The organism is Paenibacillus phyllosphaerae, from assembly GCF_014192105.1.
GTDB lineage: Bacteria > Bacillota > Bacilli > Paenibacillales > Paenibacillaceae > Paenibacillus_Z > Paenibacillus_Z phyllosphaerae.
On record NZ_JACHXK010000007.1, the window covers coordinates 296009 to 313975 of the forward strand.

At 54.1% G+C, this 17967-nt stretch carries 14 protein-coding genes; 12 read left to right on the plus strand and 2 right to left on the minus strand.

Translation table 11 applies throughout. From position 1 onward, the window contains the following. Window positions 1-15: 15 nt before the first annotated feature. Both FHS18_RS17550 and FHS18_RS17555 read right to left on the minus strand, forming a co-directional pair. The gene (locus FHS18_RS17550) at window positions 16-726 is read right to left on the minus strand and encodes a response regulator transcription factor (protein ID WP_183601376.1); all 711 of its coding nucleotides are present in this window, start codon (window positions 724-726) and stop codon (window positions 16-18) included. Between the two features lie 10 nt (window positions 727-736). Beyond that, the gene (locus tag FHS18_RS17555; RefSeq protein WP_183601377.1) at window positions 737-2284 is read right to left on the minus strand and encodes a sensor histidine kinase; all 1548 of its coding nucleotides are present in this window, start codon (window positions 2282-2284) and stop codon (window positions 737-739) included. A gap of 296 nt (window positions 2285-2580) precedes the next feature. Between FHS18_RS17555 and FHS18_RS17560 the strand changes: the two genes are divergently transcribed. From FHS18_RS17560 to FHS18_RS17615, 12 genes are all read left to right on the plus strand, one after another. Beyond that, the gene (locus FHS18_RS17560) at window positions 2581-3873 is read left to right on the plus strand and encodes an ABC transporter substrate-binding protein (RefSeq protein ID WP_183601378.1); all 1293 of its coding nucleotides are present in this window, start codon (window positions 2581-2583) and stop codon (window positions 3871-3873) included. Between the two features lie 96 nt (window positions 3874-3969). Beyond that, entirely contained in the window at window positions 3970-4860 is an 891-nt protein-coding gene (locus tag FHS18_RS17565) for a carbohydrate ABC transporter permease (RefSeq protein WP_183601379.1), read from the plus strand. A 21-nt stretch (window positions 4861-4881) separates the two neighbouring features. Continuing rightward, entirely contained in the window at window positions 4882-5724 is an 843-nt protein-coding gene (locus FHS18_RS17570) for a carbohydrate ABC transporter permease (protein WP_183601380.1), read from the plus strand. A 24-nt stretch (window positions 5725-5748) separates the two neighbouring features. Next, window positions 5749-7095, plus strand: coding sequence for a glycoside hydrolase family 5 protein (locus tag FHS18_RS17575; protein ID WP_183601381.1), 1347 nt, complete (start codon window positions 5749-5751; stop codon window positions 7093-7095). Window positions 7096-7318: 223 nt separating this feature from the next. Next, window positions 7319-8638, plus strand: a complete 1320-nt coding sequence (locus tag FHS18_RS17580; RefSeq protein ID WP_183601382.1) for a BNR-4 repeat-containing protein — start codon at window positions 7319-7321, stop codon at window positions 8636-8638. A gap of 120 nt (window positions 8639-8758) precedes the next feature. Further along, entirely contained in the window at window positions 8759-10159 is a 1401-nt protein-coding gene (locus FHS18_RS17585; protein WP_183601383.1) for an ABC transporter substrate-binding protein, read from the plus strand. A 31-nt stretch (window positions 10160-10190) separates the two neighbouring features. After that, window positions 10191-11087 (plus strand): carbohydrate ABC transporter permease, encoded by an 897-nt coding sequence (locus FHS18_RS17590; protein WP_183601384.1) that lies wholly within the window; start codon window positions 10191-10193, stop codon window positions 11085-11087. A 108-nt stretch (window positions 11088-11195) separates the two neighbouring features. Continuing rightward, the gene (locus tag FHS18_RS17595) at window positions 11196-12026 is read left to right on the plus strand and encodes a carbohydrate ABC transporter permease (RefSeq protein ID WP_183601385.1); all 831 of its coding nucleotides are present in this window, start codon (window positions 11196-11198) and stop codon (window positions 12024-12026) included. Between the two features lie 61 nt (window positions 12027-12087). Next, complete coding sequence (locus tag FHS18_RS17600; protein ID WP_183601386.1) at window positions 12088-13842, plus strand: sensor histidine kinase; 1755 nt, start codon at window positions 12088-12090, stop codon at window positions 13840-13842. A gap of 12 nt (window positions 13843-13854) precedes the next feature. Further along, a complete protein-coding gene (locus FHS18_RS17605) occupies window positions 13855-15471 on the plus strand; it encodes a response regulator (RefSeq protein WP_183601387.1) in 1617 nt (538 codons plus the stop codon). Window positions 15472-15513: 42 nt separating this feature from the next. Further along, the gene (locus FHS18_RS17610; protein ID WP_183601388.1) at window positions 15514-15837 is read left to right on the plus strand and encodes a cupin domain-containing protein; all 324 of its coding nucleotides are present in this window, start codon (window positions 15514-15516) and stop codon (window positions 15835-15837) included. Window positions 15838-15880: 43 nt separating this feature from the next. Beyond that, the gene (locus tag FHS18_RS17615; RefSeq protein WP_183601389.1) at window positions 15881-17959 is read left to right on the plus strand and encodes a heparinase II/III domain-containing protein; all 2079 of its coding nucleotides are present in this window, start codon (window positions 15881-15883) and stop codon (window positions 17957-17959) included. Window positions 17960-17967 lie beyond the last annotated feature (8 nt).

The window sequence follows — 17967 nt, forward strand, 5'->3', positions numbered from 1 at the left end:
GCAGAATCCACGCCTTCAACCATCCCCGAGCGACAGCTTCCCTTTGCGCTGCGCCAGGATCTGCGGAATATGCAGCTCGCGCAGGACCGGCACGATCTCTTGGACGCTGCTCCGGTTGAATTTCTTCAGAATGCTGTTGATCTGCGATTTGAGCGTGGAAGGCTCGACGTGGCGCAGCTTGCAGATTTCCTGCCTTGTGTAATCCTTCATGAGCAGATCCAGCACCTCGAGTTCCGTCGGCGTCAGCTGCGTCAGAATGAAGAAATTGTGCAGCAGGCTGTCTTCCGCGGTCTTGATCCGCTTGAACTCCCTCGTAATCTTGCCGGCAATGTTCGCATGCAGGGAAGGCTGGTCGTAGTAGGCATCCTTGATCGCCTGCACGATCGCCTCGGCGGGCATGTTCTTGAGCAGATAATTCGTCGCGCCCAGCTCGAAAGCGCGGAAGACGGTCTCGTCCGTTTCGCATACCGTCAGCATGACGATTTTGATCTGGGGCATATAGGTCAAGATTTCGGACGTGGCCCGAAGGCCGGCCTGCTTGTCCTCCAGCTCGATGTCCATCAGGATGATATCCGGCTTGTGGAGGGCGGCGAGCATCGTCCCTTCATAACCGCTCGCGGCGGTGCCGACGAACTCGATTTCCTTATCTTTGGACAGAATCATCTGATATCGCTTACAAATTAACGGATCATCCTCGACAATAAGAACCTTGATTGGCGTGCTCATGCTGTCTTCATCACCTTTCTTCCTTGTCCGCGGAGAGTAACGGCATGACGATATGGAAGGCGGTGCCTTCGCCTTGTTTGCTCGTCACATGAATTTTGCCGCCATGCGCCGTAATGATCGTATGCGTGATCGACAGCCCCATGCCCCAGTTCGTCGCCGTCGGCTTGGAAGAGTAGAACGGTTGGAAGATCTGCGGCAGATTCTCCTCGGCAATTCCCTTCCCATTATCCGCAATGACCAATTCCAGCCACTTATGCTTGAGATGAACGTCAATCTCGATCTGCCTGGATCGCTCCGGAACGGATTCGAGCGCATCCACCGCATTGCGTAAGATATGTTCCAACGCCTGAGCAAAATAGTAGGGATCCGCCATAATGACCAGCTGCCTTGGCTGCTTGGCGTAGCGGACCTGGATCGGCTTCAGCTCCATGCTCATCTCGCCGAGCAGTTTATCGATTAACTCATAGATCGGTACCGGGATCAGCTCGATCTTGGACTTCAAGTTTTTCTGATGAATGGCATCGAGGCGATGATAGACATTATTGCACCGCTGTTCAATGACGCGGATCTCCTCGATGACCTCCGGCGACTTCTCGCCCATCGCATCCTCGACCACGTGCGCCAGATACTCCGATTGCGCTTTGATCGCGAGCAGCTCGTTCTTGATATAGTGGCTGAATACGCGGGAAGTCAGCAGGGCGGAGTCGATATTGTGCGAGATGACGGCTTCCTGGTTGCGAATGCTGTTCTGGATGCGCGCGTACTTGTAGATGCCGTACAGGCTGACCAGCAGGCACAGCCCCGCAATATACGGCAGCAGCGTATAGATCGACGGATTGCCCACCAGATTAATCGGCTGGAACCGGATAAAATGAGCGGCCTCGGACACCTTGATCAACATGTCCGGCGCCCAGTAGTTCATATAGAAATACGTGATATGGACGGAAATGTAGGCAATGGCGATCATCATGATATTGCTGCGAATCTGCCGCACCTTCGGAGCATCATAGAGCGCATAGAGGAGCAACAGAATCCCGGCCGCGACATAGAGGGTATTGACCACGAACGTTACCGTATGGATCGCTTCATAGGCCGACACAACGCCTTGCGACGTCATATAGTCCGGATATAGCCCATAATAGAGCTGCGCATAGACGAACGGATCGTACAGGATTAGCTGCACCGCGCACGGAACCGCTAACCAGACGAGCAGCCGCCGGCCGCCTTTGGCCGTCAAGTGGAACGCGAAATACACCGCGGAACATAACCCCGCGTACAGGAATAGCAAAGTGGAGAGGTTGAATATGCGGATCAGCGTAAACCGCGAGATCGGCAGGAACATCAACTGATTTTGCAACGATTGCTTAATGCCGAAATAATCGTCCATGCTGTTGTAATAGTAGGCATCCTTGGCCATGTAGGTCATGATGCAGGAGACGACGATCAGATAGGCGAAGCCCATCAGCAGCATGAACAGCGTCGCTTTCGTGTATTTTTGCTGGGTCAGGCAGAAGACCGCGATCGCGATGAACAGGATAAACATAAAGAAGATAAACATGGAAGCCATCCTTCCTGCCTAAATAACTTTCATTGTAGGCGACCGGCGAGCCGCTGCAAAGGTTGAACTTTCTTACACCCTGCCGCAAGCCGCGATCCCTGTCATTATACCCATAAGGAGCCGCGAATTGCACGGTTCGACACCTTTACAGCGAGCTTGAAGCGATGATAAAACTTCAACCTTACCCGTAAGCGTCACCGGCATTAGTATAGATAGCAACAAGGTGAAACGGCTGGCGCCGACTGCGATGGCGAAGGCGCGTTTCATTCCTAAACGAACGAGGAGGGGTCATCATCATGAGCAACAAACGCAAGGTTATCGGTTCGGCGCTGATCGGCGCATTGGCAGTGTCTCTGGCAGGATGCAGTTCGGGCAACTCGGACGCGCCCAATGATGCAAGCGGCGAGGGCAAAGTCGTGCTGGAGTACTACACCTGGACGGACGAAGAAGATTACATGAAGAAAGTCGTGGAAGCCTTCAATGCGCAGCATAGCGACATTGAAGTTCATATGAATACGATCAGCAACAACTCCGACGAGTACAACACGAAGATTATGAACAATCTGTCCGGCGGCTCCGCAATGGACGTCTACAGCATTAACGGAACATCGAGCCTTGGCCTCTATGCCTCGCGTAACCAGCTCGTCGATCTGACGGACCGCGTGAAAGCGGCGAATGTCGATGTCGGCGCGTATGGGCCGAGCTACCAGGATATTATCGAGGTGCTGACGGAAGGCAAGTATTACGCGCTGCCTTACCGCACGTCGCAGTATGCGCTCTTCTATAACAAAGCGATCTTCGACCGCGAAGGCATTCCGTATCCGAAGCAGATGACGTGGGAGGAATATGCCGAGCTCGCGAAGAGCCTTACCAAAGGCGAAGGAGCGGACAAGCAATGGGGCGGCTATTATGCCGACTGGCTGACGGCTCCGCTCGGCGCGCTGCAGCAAGGCACGACGCTCCTCGACGACAGCTTGGACAACGTATCGTCGTGGCTGGAATACATGGACCGCCTCTATGAACAGGACCAGTCGCATATGAGCTACAAGCAGATGAAAGCGGAGAGCGTCGACTGGATCAAGCAATTCGAGAGCGGTAACGTCGCGATGCTGATCAACGGGGAATGGACCGTCAATATGCTGAAGGCGGATATTGCGGCCGGCAAGACCGATATCACCTTCGACATGGCGCCGCTGCCGCTGCCTGAAGGGACGACCGATCCGATCACGGTCGGCGGCGTCAGCACCTTCATCGGGGTGAACCCGTCCAGCAAGAACGCCGATGCGGCCTTCGAATTCGCGCGATTCGTTGCCGGCGAGGAAGGCGAGTCGATCGTCGCGGAATCGAGCGTGCTGCCGGCTTATTCGAGCGACAAAACAAAGGAAGCGTTCCTGAACGCAACCGGCATCGAAGGCAGCGGCTACTTCTTCGAAGCCAACACCGTCATCGAGAATCAGCCGGTCGCCCAGATCAACGAGGTGAACCGCATCTACGGGGAGCAGCGCGATCTGTTCCTGTTCCACGAGCAGGATGCGGCGAAAGCCATCGCCAATTTCATGGATCAGCGCAAGTCCGTGCTGAATCCGTAAGGTTAGATCAATGAAGCGGCTTCCGTTCCTAAGCGGAAGCCGCGCTTGTTAAACGGGCTCGAGAGGGTTCGATTCATCCTTAAGGAGGACGATCGGATGACAACCAGACGTCTAACGCATCTCAAGACGTACACGGCAGGGACGTTATTCATTCTTCCGGCCTTCGTCTTGTTCGCGGTCTTCATCCTTATTCCGCTGGTTTACGGGCTAGTCATGAGTTTTACCGACTACGGCGGTTTTAACGTGAAGCCGAACTTCGTCGGTTTCGATAATTACGCGAAGCTGGTGAAGGACGATTATTTTATCGTCTCGCTTAAAAATAACTTGATCTACACGCTGCTCTTCGTGCCGCTCACCATGCTGCTGGCGCTGCTGTCGGCCGTTGCGCTGAACAATATTCTGCACCTGCGCAAATATCTGCGCATGGCGTTCTATTTTCCCTACATCACGTCCATGGTCTCGATCGCCATCGTATGGGGGCTGCTGTTCAACCCGCTGTCCGGTCCGATCAACCACATCCTGCAGGCGATCGGCATCGACAATCCGCCGCAATGGCTCATGTCCTCGCAGTGGGCGCTCATCGCGATCGTCCTCGTCGCGGTATGGAAGAGCTTCGGCTACTACATGGTCATTCTACTGGCGGGCATCCAAGGCATCCCGGAGCATCTGTACGAATCCGCAAGGCTCGACGGCGCGAGCCGGTTCAAGCAGTTCCTGTACATTACGCTGCCCAGCTTGTCGCCGACGCTGTTCATGGTGCTGGTGCTTACGATCATTAACTCCTTCCAGGTGTTCGATCTCGTCTCCGTCATGACCGACGGGGGGCCGGGGCGCTCGACGAACGTGCTCGTCTTCCGGATTTATCAAGAAGCTTTCATCAATTACAAGATGGGCTATTCGGCCGCGATGTCCACTGTCCTATTCCTCATCATCATGATCATCTCGATCATCCAATTCCGACTGGAGCGGAAATGGGTGACGTACTAATACCGGAAAGGAGGCGCTCCAATGGAGGCCATCACGAAATCCAAATGGGATAGACCGGCCTATTTGCTCGTCATCATGCTGCTCATTGCCTTCTCGATCGCCACGCTCTTCCCGTTCCTATGGATGATCTCGACATCGCTGCGGACGGACGTGGACCTGTTCAAGAATCCGATGAACTGGATTCCGAGCTCGCTCTACCTGAACAACTACCAAGAGGTATGGACGGCGATCCCGTTCGGCCAATATTTCCTCAACACGTTCAAGCTGACTGTCATCATCACGGTCCTGCAGGTGATCATCTGCTCCATGGCGGCCTATGCTTTCGCGAAGCTGAAGGTTCCCTTCAAGAAAACGGTCTTCCTGCTGTTCATGACGAACCTGATGATGCCTTGGCACTCCATCATGGTGCCGCAGTTCTCGGTCGTCAGCGAACTGGGACTGTATAACACGCACACCGGCTACGTGCTCATCCAGCTGTTCAGCGGCTTCGGGATCTTCCTCATGCGGCAGTTCTTCATGAGCTTGCCCAATGAGCTGAACGAAGCGGCGCGGGTCGACGGCTACAGCGAATGGCAGATATTCTGGCGGATCGCCATGCCATTGTCCGCGCCGAGTTTGTCGACGTTCGCGATCTTCACCTTCACGTTCATGTGGAACGACTATCTGGCGCCGCTCATCTACTTGAACGACGATTCGCTCAAGACGCTTCAGCTGGGGCTCAAGGCATTCCAGACCGAGCACACGATGGATTATGGCCTGCTGATGGCGGGCACCGTGCTTGCGACCATCCCGATGATCGTCGTGTTCCTGCTCGGGGAGCGGTTCTTCATTCAGAGCGTAGCGACGACCGGCATGAAAAACTAACTAGTGAAAAGAGGCACATATATAATGAACAACCAACTGAACAAATTCGTGCAAGTGCGCGGGGAAGACTTTACGGTCGGCGGCGAGAAAATCGTATTCCGCGGCTTCGGCCTCGGTTCGTGGATGAACCTCGAGCACTTCATGATCGGCTTGCCGGGAACGGATACGATGATCAAGAAGGCGTTCGAAGAGGTATATGGCAAGGAGCGCAGCGAGAAGTTCTTCGACCGCTTCCTGATGGAGTTCGTCGATGAGGGGGACTTCGCATTCCTGAAGCAGATCGGCGTCAATCATCTGCGCCTGCCGTTCAATTACAAATATTTCATCGATGACCAGAACCCCGGCGTGTATAAAGAGGAAGGCTTCAAGTATCTCGATCATATCGTGTCCCTGTGCGAGAAATACGAGATCTACGCCATTCTCGACCTGCACTCCGTACCGGGCGGCCAGAATCCGGATTGGCACTGCGACACCTATTCCGGCCTGCCGCTGTTCTGGGAATACGGCGCGCTGCGCGACACCGTGATCGGCCTGTGGGGCCACATCGCGAACTACTACAAGGATCAGCCGTGGATCGGCGCTTACGATATCGTCAACGAGCCGTCGATGGTGACGAACGCCGAGGTATTCAACAAGTTCTACCGGAAGGTCATCGCCGAGATTCGGAAGTATGATGAGCACCACATTATCTTCATCGAGGGCAATGCGTTCACGACCGACTTCACGATGATCGACCCGATCGACGATCCGCAGGTCGCCTACGAATTCCACTTCTATCCGTTCGTCGCCGATCCGGCCGTCCTGACGCCGGAGATGGACCGTACGCGCCGAAGGGAAATCTTCGCCGAAGCGTTCGGCGAGCTGGTCGCCATTCGCGACAAGTACAAGCGTCCGGTCTGGTGTGGCGAACTCGGGCTCGTCTTCGAGAAAGAAGAGATCGACTTCCAGATGACGATCATCGAAGATATGCTCGACCTGTGCGAACAGCATGATGTCTCTTGGGCGCTCTGGACCTACAAAGACGCGGCAACGATGGGCATCGTCTATCCGCGGGAAGAGACGCCATGGCGTCAGCTGACCGATGCGATCAAGCAGGTCTGGAATCAGCATAAGGAGCAGGAGAAGGGCGAAGCGCTGGTCGATTACATGGCCGAGACGTATTTCAAGCCGATCTCCGCGGAAGAACGTTACCCGCTGCAGTTCCGGATGCGGACGATCATGCAAGTGATCTGCGTGGAGCAGAACTTGAAGCCGTTCCTGCAGCAGCGCTCCTGGGAAGAGATGTACGAGCTCCCGGCCTCGTTCCACTGGGACCAATGCGAGCATTGGAGCGAGCTGGCCGATGTGGTCAGGAAGTATACGAAGGCGTAAGTTTAGCGTAATAAGCGAAAGCCCCGCAGCGATAGCAGCTGCGGGGTTCCTTCCATTTTGCAGACTTGCATCCATGGTTGTTTAATCCTGCTGACAATTGCATTGATGTACGAATTGTTTCCCTAATAGAGTCGTTTTACAGCACCTCCACAATTTGCGCTCCGTGCTATAGTGATGATGTCTACGAGATCGTAGGCCCACTATAGAGGAGGTTGATGATGGAATGGCTGAGAGAATGAGAACGGCTCGTAAGTTCATATTGACGGTACTGTGTATGTTAAGTTTGGTATCGGCAGTCTCGGTCGCATCAGCGGAAAGTATCTCCACCATCGAAAGCAATGCTTCCTATCATGCCAGACGAAGTTTCGGTACCGGACTTTATGACAGCACGGCGAACAAGACCTTCGTGACGTACAGCGGCCCACAGATGGATGTTTATGTGAAGGCTTACAACCATGCGACGGCAAGCTGGGAGCCGGCGGTCAAAGTGTACGACTGGGATGATTCCTCCACGTATGCGTACCATGACTACCCGACGATGGTGCTGCTGCCGGACGGGAAGCTCGGCATCTTCATCAACAATCACGCAACAGCAGCGTATCTAATCAAAGCCCCGAATACGCACTCCATATCCGGCACTTGGGTGCGCACGCAGATCAGCAGCGATTTGAACGCCTATCCGATGCCGGTTATCTCAGGTTCCACCATCTACTACTTCTACTCCAAAAATAACGATCAATCCTACCCTTACCGAACCTACAGATATATCAAGTCGACGGACAGCGGCGCGACATGGTCCTCTCCGCTTACGGTCATCGACACCCAAAAGACGAATGGCCAATTCGACGAAGTGTATGCATACGGCGTCGCCGAGAAGAATGGCAAGATCTATATCACATGGTCGATGTCGGGCGGAAGCGGCGGACATGACCATTCCTCGCGGCATTTATATCTTGCTTACTTGAACACGACCGACGGGGCCATGTACAACGTTGCCGGAACGACGGCAGGCAATGTGATCAATACCTCGGATCTGGCGAGCTGCCTCGTCACGGAAGCGCAGCCGCTCACGACGAGCAGCGTCTATAACGACCGCCATCCCATCTCGAATTCCGCGCCTTCGGTTGCCGGTGACGGGACGGTCGTCGTCGGGTTCGGACAACAGAATACCGATGGCTCCGGCACCAAGACGATCAAGCTCGCTTCCTTCTTGAACGGGGCATGGTCGTTCCAAACGGTGGATACGGCTGCTTCCGGCTTTATGGATCTCGTGAAGAGCGGGTCAGGCGCGCAGCAGTTCGATATTCTGTACAGCGCATCGCAAGCGACGGTGCTGGTCAGCAAGCAAACGACGAATCTGGGCAGCAGCTGGACGAATTTGTACACGTTTAACGTCCCGTTCTCCTCCAATGCCGATACGATGGTCTACGCCAATTTTATCGAGAACAGACAGACGGTCCGCGTCGTTGGAGGAACGATCAACACGAGCGAACGACAGACGGATTACACGGGCAAATGGAATCTATTCGCGGTTCATCAATAAGCACCCCAGCATCATCGAAATTCACCCCTAAGCGAATTGTTTTTCCTCGCTCCCATGAATCGACAAGAGCGATATGATAGAGACGTAGCAAGCAATCAGATAAGAGGGGATGAAGGGCAGATGAAACAAAGACGCAACAGAACGTTGACTCTTCTAGCGGCCTTCACGTTGGCGTTCAGCCTTGCGGGATGCGCGGGTGGCAATAACGGCGGTAATGCGGGCACGGACAATAAGCCGACCGAAGGTACCGCGACCGCGACCAAAGGAACCGGCGAGAAAACAAAGTTGGTGTATTGGACCTATCAACGACATGACGCCGAGTATATCAAGGCGAAGATCGACGAGTACAACAAGACGAACCAAGACAACATCGAAGTGGAAATGACGATGATGGCGGAGAACTATCCGCAGTCGCTGGATCTGGCTTTCACCAGCGGGCAAGCCCCGGACGTGTTCGCGACCCAAAAAGCCGATGAATTCTATGCCAAAGGTTATTTCGAACCGCTTAATGCTTACATGACGGACGAGATGAAGGCGAATTACGAGGGATTCATTAAGGAAGGCGGGAACCAGTTCGACGACAATATCATCTCGCTGCCTAACGTCGGCAACACGATCCGTCTTGTCTACAACGTCGACATTTTCGAAAAAGCGGGCTTACAGCCGCCCAAATCGCTGGACGAGATGGTCGCGGCCGCGAAGAAGATCACGGAGATCGGCAAAGCGGATGGCATCTACGGCTGGTCGCTGCCTTATAAGAGCCCTTCCAGCGCGCTGAGCCGATCCGCGGAGAAAATAGCGGAACTGAACGGCTACCATCGCTCCGGCTTTGACTTCAAGACGGGCAAATACGATTTCGCCGGTTGGAAACCGATTATCGAAGCCTTCCGTCAAATGAGCGCGGACGGCAGCGTGCTGCCAGGCTCGGAAGCGCTGGATATGGACCCGATGCGCGCGCAATTCGCCGAAGGCAAAATCGGCATGTACATCTCCTATTCGACGGAAGCCGGCGTCTATCAAACGCAATTCCCTCCAAAAATCCGTTGGGATGCCACTATGGTGCCTACGATTGACGGAGGGGAGCCGCAAGGCGCCATCGATCCGATCGCCAATACTTGGCTGTCCATGAGCAGCGAATCCAAGCACAAGGATGCCGCGTGGAAGTTTATGTCTTATATGTACGGAGTCGAGATTCTCCGGGGTTACCACGAAGCCGGATTAGGCATCTCCGTATTGCCGCACGTGCTCGAAGGCGCCCAAGAGCCTTCGGTACCCGGCATCGCAAACTTCCTGCCTACCAAATACGATGCCGCTTGGCCGATCGCTCCGACAGGCATTACGCCGGAAGGCAAAACATGGCATGAAGAATTCGTGAAATACATCCTGGCCGGCGGAGACCTGGATCAAGTGATCGGCAACCTCAATGACAGCTACAATGCGGCGCTCGACAAAGCCGTAGCCGACGGCAAAGTGAAGGTAACGGCGGATCCTAGCTTCGATCCGAAAGCGTTGCAAAAATAAAGACGGATCCATTCCGCATCCGGAGGCTGCCATGATACGAAGATGGAAGAACCATGCGGAAGCCTATCTGTTCGTGACGCCGAGTGTAATCTTAACGGTTACACTCGGAATTTATCCGATACTATGGGCTTTGCGCTACATGTTTTACGACTACAAAGGATACGGTGAAGCCAAATTCTCAGGACTCTACAACATCAAGCGGCTGTTCCGCGACGACTACTTGTGGGACGCGATCGGCAATACATTCGTTTTTGCTTCCGGCAAAATGATCTTGACCCTTCCCATCGCATTGCTGCTGGCGGTTCTGCTAAACGGCAAGCTGAAGGGCAAGAACTTCCTGCGCGGCATCTACTTCATGCCGACGATCTTCAGCACGGCGGTCATGGCCGTCGTATTCTACCTCATCTTCAATTCCTATAACGGATTGCTCAATCAAATCCTGAACATGATCGGGGTGCCCGCGGTCGATTGGCTGAATATGCAGAATGCGATGTTAACCTGTATCATCATCGCGGCCTGGGGAGGCATCGGCAACTACATGCTGCTCTTCCTTGCCGGACTGCAAGGCATTCCGAAGGACGTATACGAAAGCGCGGAACTCGATGGCGCGACCGGGGCGAGAAGGTTCTGGTCGATTACCGTGCCCATGCTCGGACCGGTTCTGAACATCGTGATGATGCTGGCGATTATGAGCGCGCTCGAAAGCTATGAAGCGATCATGGTGCTAACGGGCGGGGGACCTTCCGGAGCGACGGAGGTTATGCATCTCTATCTGTACAAATTGTTATTCCCGGTGTCGACGGGCGAAACGATGGCGCAGGATATCGGATACGGCTCCGCGGTTGCCATGCTGCTCGCCTTAATCGTAGGCGCCATTACCGGTCTGTACTTGTATTTATCCAGAAAGCTAAACGATATCTATTCCTGATCGCAGGCATAAGGAGCGGCTTCAAAAAGTCGACAATTCAGCACCGAGAAGGTGAGTTACTCCTTGATCTGCTTCGTGATCAATTGGCGACATAAGGAGGAGATTGTTATGACGCGCATATCAGGAAGGGTTCTGACCTGGGCGTTCTTGCTGGTTACGGCCGTGCTTATGCTGCTTCCCATTGCGCTCGCCATGCTCGGTTCATTCAAGACGAACCAGGAGCTGAACGCAGGCACGGCCCTTCTGCCGCAAGCGTGGCAGCTGGAGAATTACGTCTATACGTGGCAAGAAGCGAAGTTTTCCGTTTATGTATGGAACAGCATCATCTATAGCGTCGGAGCGACTTTGTCGACGGTAATCGTATGTTCCTTGGCTGCGTATGCGGTAGCTCGCAAGACGTTCCCTGGGCGCAAACTGATGCTCGCGGTATATTCCGCCATGATGTTCATTCATATGGGGGTTCTGACGCTAAAGCCCGCTTATCAAATTATGGTGACGCTCGGTCTTCACAAGTCGGTAGTCGGACTCATCATCATGATGACCGGCGCGGGCGGTACGACGTTCTTCATCTTGTACGCTTTCATGCGAAGCATCTCCAAAGAGCTGGATGAAGCAGCGATGATCGACGGAGCGGGCTCCTTCTATATTTTCTCGCGGATCGTGATGCCGCTCTGCACGCCGGCGCTCGGTGTCGTAGGTCTGTTCGCTTTCCGAGGAGCCTGGAACAACTACATTCTACCGCTGGTCTTCACGATGTCGCAGCCGCATCTGCAGCCGATTACGGTCGGGCTTACCAACATTCGCTACGGGTTCGGCGGAGCCGTGCAAAGCCACCTGATGCTGACGGGTGCCTGCATCTCCATGATTCCGATGCTGGTCATGTATATCTTGGCGAATAAGTCGTTCGTGCAGATGAATGTGGGCGCCGTCAAGGGTTGATGGGACTTGCCTTGAATGATACCATCAATGGCATCAACCCCTAAAGCGAGGCGGGAAATCCATGAACTTCATCTACAAACTATCGTTTCAACAGCGAATATGGATGGCGTTCATCCTTATCGTCTCCGTCGTCATCCTGGCTACCGGACTGCTGGCCTATCGGATCGCGGGCGATATGGCCGAGAACAACGCGGAGCGGCTTAGGCAGGATATGTTGAGCAAAACCTCGCAAGCGCTCGACGAGAAGCTGAACAAAATCAAAACGTCGATCTTCTCGATGATGATGAACATGGACTATAGAAGAGCGGTAGGACTCGAGCCCTCGTCGGACTTCCAAAACTACTACACGCATCTATCGGCGCTTCAGACGGTGTTCATCCAGATGAAGCTAGTCGAACCGTTGATCGATTCGATCATGGTGGCCACGCCGGAGGGCTCCTATTACGAGACGTCGAAGATCGGGCTGCCTCGGGAATCCTTCTATGCTTCATCCCTCTATGATCTGGTTGAGGGTGCGGGGCAGCGCCATATCGAACTGTGGATCGGACCGCACGAGGATCCATTCTATAACGAAAAAGCGGACATCATCACGTTCCTGACGGAGGGGGCGATGAATGCCGCTTCCGAGAACAAATACGTGCTCGCGAACGTGAAAGTGACCGAGCTGACCCGTTATATTAACCGGGACTTAGGGTTTAACGAGGGACGGTTCATTCTGCTGTCCCGGGATGGAGAGATGATCTCCCCATCCGGATCCGCTGCGTTCCCGGATTTCGCCCAGCATGCTTCGGTGAGGCAAGCGCTTGAAGGGAACGAGGGCAGTTTCGCTTACCGAACGGGCAGCAACGACTACGATGTCAATTACAGGCAGCTCGAGTCGGCCGGCAATTGGGTGTTATTCAGCGTGCTGCCGAAGCAGAGTGTCGCCCAGCAATTGGGCAGCATTACGTGGGTCATCGTCGTGTTCATCCTTCTTACGCTGATCGTCTCCATATTCTTCGCGCGTCTGCTCACCCGGCTGCTGCTTCGGCCGCTTACGAAGCTTCATTCCGTGATGAAGAAAGTCGAGCATAGCGACCTGGACGTTCGGTTCGAAAGCGCCTATCAGGACGAAATTTCACAGGTCGGCTTCCGATTCAACCGGATGTTGGACGAGATCAACCGTTTGTTCCTTGAGGTCAAGGAGGCGGAGACGGAGAAAAGGAAATCCGAGCTCAAAGCCATGCAGGCTCAGATCGACCCTCACTTCCTCTATAACACGCTCAATACGATTTATTGGAAAAGCCAACTCCAAGAGCACGAGCATGTGCAGCAAATGGTGCTGGCCTTATCGAAGCTGTTCCAGCTCGGCTTGAACAAAGGCAAAGAGATGACGTCCCTTAAGAACGAGATCACCCACGTGACGCAATACTTGAGCATTCAAAAGCAATGCTATACGTCCTTATTCGATTTTCGGGCGGATGTACAGGAAGGCCTTGATCTGTCGCAGCCGATACTGAAAATATTGCTGCAGCCTCTCGTGGAGAATTCGATTCTGCACGGCTTCAAGGATTGGAAGGAAGGCGGATTCATTCATATTCATATCTATCAGCTGGAGAATCGGCTCGTGCTCGAGGTTGAAGATAACGGCGTCGGATTCGAACCCGCGGAAGAAGAGGACAGCGACAAATTAAACGGTTATGCGCTTCAGAACATCGAGAAGCGTCTGGCGCTCCAGTACGGGAGCGACGCGGAGCTTGAGCTGAGCAGCATACCGGGCATGCGAACCAGAGTAACCATTCGAATTCCCATCCCAATCGCTGGCTATGCTGACTAGGAGTGAAGGTCCATGAACAGAAACAGTTGGAAGATGTGCGTCATCGACGACGTCGTCGCCGTTATCGACGGAATTTCGAAGAGCGTGAAGTGGCAGGAGCATGATATCCAGCTGGCCGGTACGGCGACCGACGGCGAAGAAGGGCTGAAGCTCATTGAAGAGGTAGCGCCGGACATTATTATCACCGACATTCGAATGCCGAAGTTGGACGGCATGGCGTTAACGGAACAAGTAAAATCCATGCTTCCGAACTGCAAAATCATTTTCATTACCGGGTTTACCGATTTCGAATACGCCCAGCAGGCGCTTAAGCTAGGCGCGTTCGATTTTCTGGCGAAGCCTTTTTCGCTGGACGAGATCGTGGAGGCTGTACGCAAAGCAACGGGCGCGTTGGAAGAAGAACGCCGGGAGGACCTCGTGCGGCTCGAGCTCGAGCGGAAGGTTAAGGCGAGTCTGCCGATCCTCAGACAGGAATACTTCCAGCTGCTCCTGCATCACCGCGGCGGTGAAGAGCACATTTGGAAACGATGGGATTTCCTTGAGATTCCGCTAGCCAAACAAAAGTTTGCCGTCATGGTGCTGGAGATTGACGAATTCGCGGAGAAATGCGAGCATATTCCGATCCATCAGGCGGAGTCGCAACGATTCTCGCTGCAAAATATTGTGGAGGAGACGATATCGGGGTATACGAAGGGTATCGTGTTCCGGGAAACGATGGACCGGTTTGTTGCCGTTTTTAACGAGAACGCTCATTTCGACAGCTTGATGCTGGCCGAGAAGTGTTGTCAGAACATTCAACAACATACGAGATTCACGGTTTCGATCGGTCTTGGGCTTGGGGTCGACAAGATGAATGAAATTGCCGGATCGTACGAACAAGCGATAGCGGCGTTGTCGTATCATTTCTACACCGGCGGTAACGGCGTGTTCGGCTATCATGAAGTGAACACAAGCGAGATCAAGCGTCCGTATTGCTCCGCCGACATGGAGAAGGAGCTGTTGTACAGCATCCGCAGCGGCAACTCGCACAAAGCTTCCGAGCTATTCATGCGGATTTTCGCCGACTTTGCGGGCACGGACGATATGCCGGACCCGGAATATTTCGTCAGCTTCTATTATGAAATGGCCTATACGATGATTAGGGTCCTGCTCGAGATCGTATCCCGTGAAGATGCCGCTGAGCTGGTACGGAGCGTGCGCGAGCGGAATATGGCCGGCCTTACATCGCTGAGCAAGATGCAGGAGAAGCTGCTTCAACTCTGCTGGAAGATCTGCGAGATGATCGAACGTTCGCGCGCCAGCGAAGCCTCCGTTATTATCGAGTCGTCCGTGCGTTACATTCGGGAGCATCTGCATGAGGAGCTGACGGTCCAGAGCCAGGCCAGGCACGTTCATCTTAGCGGGAGCTATTATGCTAACCTGTTCAAAAAAACGATGGGGCTGCCGTTTGCACAATTCGTGACGCAAGAGCGGATGGAACTGGCCAAGAAGATGCTGGTCGAGGGGCATCAGGTCCAGGAGATCGCGATCGCTACGGGTTATGGGGATCGTCGATACTTCAGCGAGGTGTTCAAGAAGCATATCGGCATAACGCCTTCGGAGTTCAAGCTGAAATATTGGCCGGGATGATGGGCGCTGCCTCACTATTGCACAGAAGGGGAGAACGATCGCATGTCGAACATTGGCGTCTGGGTAAATGCCGAGCCTGGGGTGAGGCGGAGAATATTGAACGCGGGCAAGCAATTGATGATGATGGAAGTGCATTTCGAAGCGAATGCCGAAGGCTATAAGCATAGCCACCCGCATGAGCAGATGACGTATTGCATGTTAGGCTCCTTCGAATTCGAGGTCGATGGCGAGAAGCGAGTGCTCCATGCAGGAGACACGCTCTGCATTCCCGGCCATGCCGAGCATGGATGCCGCGCATTGGAAACGGGCATATTGCTGGATTCGTTCACGCCGCTGCGGGAGGATCTTTTACTCGCGAGAGGATAACGTCATAACGAAGCTAGTGGTTGAGAAGGAGGCGTAAAGAGCGGTGAACGACTCGCGCAAGGCAAGGGCGAGAAGCAATGCCCGGCTTGATGAATTTAAGCATGCGATACAGAGACTTCGCGTGGAGGCGCAGGAAGCGCTGCTGATTCAGCATCGCATATCGAAGAACGAGAAAGGCAACTGGGGACATTATTATCATTGCAGGCATGACGGTCATGCGTTGTCCTTTGACTGGTCGCGGCCGAAGGAGCATCGCTGTCCGCACTGCGGAGCACGCTGGACGGGGGAGCCGTTCGATTCCGCATGGACCGCTTTGGCGCACAGCAAACGAGGACATTCGATGCAGGCATTGGCGGTCGCGTTGGCCGTGGAACCAAAATTGGAAGCGCTATCATACTTAAAGTCCGTATTGTTGGATTATTCGCGTTACTATTCGGGGTTCCAGATTCATGGCGATATCCCATACAACGGTCCCGGCAAGCTGTTCGCCCAGACGTTGGACGAATCGCATTGGATTATGGATCTGGCCTTTGCCTATCAATGGGTAAGCGATCAATTCGAGCCGGAAGAGCGGGAGATAGTGATGGAGGGCTTGTTCCGACCCTGCGCCGAGTTCTTGATCGCCTACAAGGAGCATCAGATCCATAATCATGCGGTGCTGATTACTTCGGCCATCGCCATGCTCGGATTTATTCTAGGCGACGCGAATATTCAACGGGCGGGACTCGAAGGCGAATACGGCCTGTATGACCAGATCGTAAGAGGCGTGCTCCCGGAAGGCTTCTGGTATGAGGGCGCATTTACCTATCACTACTATGCGATGGGGCCGATCATTCAATATGCGCTCACGGTCGAAGGATCGGATTGGGATATTCGGGGAATCCCCGCCGTGAATGCCGCTCTGAAGCAGATGTTCGAATTCCCGCTACGGTTCCTGCTGCCGGGCGGCATGTTCCCGTCTTTGAACGACGCGAGTAAGGTCGTTGGCATCGAATCGTATATCCATTTGTACGAGTTCGCAGGGGATTGGTACGGGGAAGAAGCTTATCAGGGGCTGCTGGCGGAAGCGTATTCGGGAGGCCGGAAGCGGGATTCCCTTTATACGCTAATCTGCGGCTGGCCGCTGGAGCGCGAACCTGGAGTGGAGCGCGAATGGATTCGGGAGCTGGCATTCGAATGGCATTCTTCGGAGGGCTCCGGATTGACGAAGCTTGTTAATCGGCAAGGTCATCATGTGACCGTGAAGCATAGTCCTTTCGGCGGTGAGCATGATCATATGGACCGGCTGGGGATCTCTTACGGATGGGGGAACACGCCGGTCATGATCGATCCCGGGACAGTCGCGTATGCCGTTCCCGCTCATTACGACTGGTTCAAGCATACGTATTCGCATAACGCGGTTTCCTTGAACGGCGCCGATCAACCTCCCGCCGATTGCCGTTTGATCGCGTCCGGGGAGGAGCATTGGGGACAATGGGCAGCTTCATCCGTGCGCTGGAACGGCGGGGATTATCGGATGAAAGGCAGCCTTATTTTGCCGGAGGAGATGTGCCCGTGGGATGAATCCGCGTATGACGGTTCGGAATTGACGCGCATGGTTGCGTTGACGGAGCATATGCTCCTCGATTTGATCAAGGTAAGCGCGAGAGAAGAAACGGAAGTTGATATCCACTACCATATTAGCGGCGAAATCAAACTAACTGAGAAGTGGGAGAAGACGGATGACCGGTTAAGCTTGCTCCGGCAAGACTTGTTCAGGGATAAGCGCAAGCGTCCGTCGACAGGAACTGATTGCGTGAGCTGGACGGCGAGCGGACACCCGGTAGACCAGCATTGCTGGAGCTCCGAGGCCTGTACCCTATATGCCGCGCGAACGCCGGATAATCCGCCAGATCGGGATCGGCATTCGTTCATTCAGCGCCTGAAGGTCGGTGCCGCCGGCGAAGTATGGGTGATGAACGTCTTCATTGCCGGTTGTCCGGGCTCTTCCGCCTTATCCGTGATGAGATTATCCGATCAATCGTTCGAGATAACGATTATAGGCGAGTCGTTCGAACAACGATTCGTCGTCCAATGCCTGGGCGATCAAGTGGAATTGCATCTCATGGAATCATCCCCCTAACCAAGATA